The organism is Saccharomonospora halophila 8, from assembly GCF_000383775.1.
GTDB lineage: Bacteria > Actinomycetota > Actinomycetes > Mycobacteriales > Pseudonocardiaceae > Saccharomonospora > Saccharomonospora halophila.
In genome coordinates this window covers 22,777-24,967 of sequence record NZ_KB912487.1, presented here as the reverse complement: position 1 = coordinate 24,967, position 2,191 = coordinate 22,777, and the positions used below count along the sequence as shown (strand labels likewise).

4 protein-coding genes are annotated in these 2,191 nt (G+C 69.3%); all 4 read right to left on the bottom strand.

Annotated features, from left to right (window positions below):
• On the bottom strand, positions 1 to 185 hold a 185-nt coding region (locus SACHA_RS23600; RefSeq protein WP_198010083.1), incomplete at its 3' end, for a CbtA family protein.
• A 12-nt stretch (positions 186 to 197) separates the two neighbouring features.
• Positions 198 to 410 carry a CbtB domain-containing protein gene (locus SACHA_RS0102635; protein WP_019806998.1) on the bottom strand — a complete coding sequence of 71 codons (213 nt, stop codon included), beginning with the start codon at positions 408 to 410 and terminating at the stop codon, positions 198 to 200.
• A 326-nt stretch (positions 411 to 736) separates the two neighbouring features.
• On the bottom strand, positions 737 to 1,471 hold the full coding sequence (locus SACHA_RS0102630; RefSeq protein ID WP_028662825.1) for an ImmA/IrrE family metallo-endopeptidase: 735 nt from the start codon (positions 1,469 to 1,471) through the stop codon (positions 737 to 739).
• A 17-nt stretch (positions 1,472 to 1,488) separates the two neighbouring features.
• The gene (locus SACHA_RS0102625) at positions 1,489 to 1,824 is read right to left on the bottom strand and encodes a helix-turn-helix domain-containing protein (RefSeq protein ID WP_019806996.1); all 336 of its coding nucleotides are present in this window, start codon (positions 1,822 to 1,824) and stop codon (positions 1,489 to 1,491) included.
• Between the last annotated feature and the right edge of the window lie 367 nt (positions 1,825 to 2,191).

The following is a 2,191-nucleotide window of genomic DNA, read 5'->3' as shown; positions in this document are numbered from 1 at the left end:
GCGTCGGCGTGCCCGTGCCCGGCGCCGGGGTCACCGCCGTGGGTGTGCCCGGTGGCGGTGCCGCTCTCCTCCAGTGCGATCGCGGCGTTCACGTGCGGCTCGCCCACGGCGTAGGCGAACACCGCCGCGAGCACACCGGCGATCAGGCCCGCGGCCATGCCGCGGACCAACAGAGTTCTCATCATCGTCGCCCCCGCTCAGTGGCAGGGGAAGGCCAGCAGGTGCCGGCCGTCGTGCAGGAACTCGTGGACCAGACCGTCGGTGGCCAACAGCTCCACCGCACCGGCCTCGGTGCTCACGAAGTACAGCACCGCCAGCGCCAGCACACCGACGAACACCGCCCACGGCACGATCTCCCGCAGCGGGATGCGGACCGGGGTGGGGGTGGTGGCGACATGCGCCTGTGACATCGAAACCTCCTCCGGGCTTGCGCGGCCCTCTCGGAACGATCCCGACGACGGGTGGGTCTGACTCCCGGGGCCTGACACCCCGGACACAGTGGCGCGACCGCGCCGGACTCCCACCGGCTTCCACACCGCCGTCGAACAGCCCGCCGAGACTATGGCGACGCGACGCACCCTGTCAACGCTGCGGGGTTGCCGTGAAGGGCACCTTCGCTGCGTCAGACGGAGTGAGGGGCACTTTTCCTGCGTCAGATGCAGGGAAAGTGCCCCTCACAGCACAACGGGAGGTGATCCGGGGCAGGGCGATCCGTAGAGGAGCAGCGGCAAGGCCGTCATAGCGCGACGCCCGCTTCACGCAGGTCGCGCTGTGCGTCTTCGAGTGGAACACCCCGGAGATTGGCGACGGCCCGTACAGGCAGGACCCCCTCCGCGTAGCCCCTGGTCGCGCGGGCGAGCAACTGCTGTGGTGCTCTGCGCTGGTCGGAGTCGCCCTGTAGAACGCGGTACTGGTCACTCCAGCCGAACCGGGCGGCCAATCCCGGAGCCGTCAGTCCCCTCGACTCCTGCTTGGCAGCGTCGTCGAGGTATCCGGCTTGATGCAGCGCGATCCCGGCGATCTGGGGGGAGACGAGGAAGTGCTGCACGACATTGGACAGCGTTGATTGGGTCCCAAGCTTCCGGTCCCCGAGAAAGGCCCGCAAACCTTCGGTCGGTACCAGCAGGTGGCGGGCGAAGGCGTCGGCCCGGGTCTCCGTGGGACTTCTGTCGCTCCAGTTCCCGGCATCCTGGTCCACCCAGTCCTGGAAGAGCACGTGGCCGAGCTCGTGGGCGAGTGTGCTGCGTTGTCGCATCGGTTTCCGGGTGCGCGCGACACCGATGAACACCGTCCCGCGCGTCCGATCGCGCATCGTCAGGCCGTGTTCGTCCGGGCCTGCGTCGAGTACGGTCACGTCGATCCCGGTGGTCTGCTCGATGAGGGCCACGAGGTCGCCCAACGGCTGCACCCCGAGGTTGTGCTCCGCACGAAACCGCTCGGCCGCCCTCCGTCCGTCGCTTTCCGCTTTCACGACTGTTCGCCCTCGCGTCAGATCGTGGCCGGGATGGCGTGGTCATCCAGGTAGTCGTTCAGCTCCAGGAAGCGCAGCAGGGCCTGGCGCATGTCCTCCATGCCGGAGTCGTTGGTGGCCCGGGCGGCGCACTGAGCCCGGTCAGCCACCGTGCCGGCGCCGGTGACTTGGGCGACCGTATGGCCCGTCGCCCACGCGATCGCCACCAGTTCCGGCATCTTCGCGAGCCGGCCCCCGGAAATGATCCGCGACAGCGTGGACTGCGACATGCCGGTCGCCTCCGCGAGCGCTCGCTGACTGAGGCCCGCCGCGACGCGGGCACGATCGATCAGCGCGGCGTTATCCCTCGTCACCGCAGTCACCTTCCGGACGTTTGAATCAGCAGTACTGTTCCTGATTCAGGATCGCCCGACCGGCCAGCGCTCACCCGGGTGTGTTCATGAGGAGAATCCTCCCTGCGTGGGGTGCCGTGAGGGGCACTTTCGCTGCGTTGAGTGCAGTGAAGGAGGCCCTCACGGCGTCAGACGCAGGGAAAGTGCCCTTCACGGCACAACCGGGGTGCGTGGGCGCAGGCCGGCGCGGGCGGCGATCCAGGCGGTGAGGTGGGTGGCGAGGGCGCGGTGGCCGGGGGCGTTCGGGTGCAGGCCTTCCGTGAAGTCGTCCGGGCCCGTCCAGTCGGTGGTGGGGACGTAGGCCACGCGGGCATCGCCGGCCGCCGTG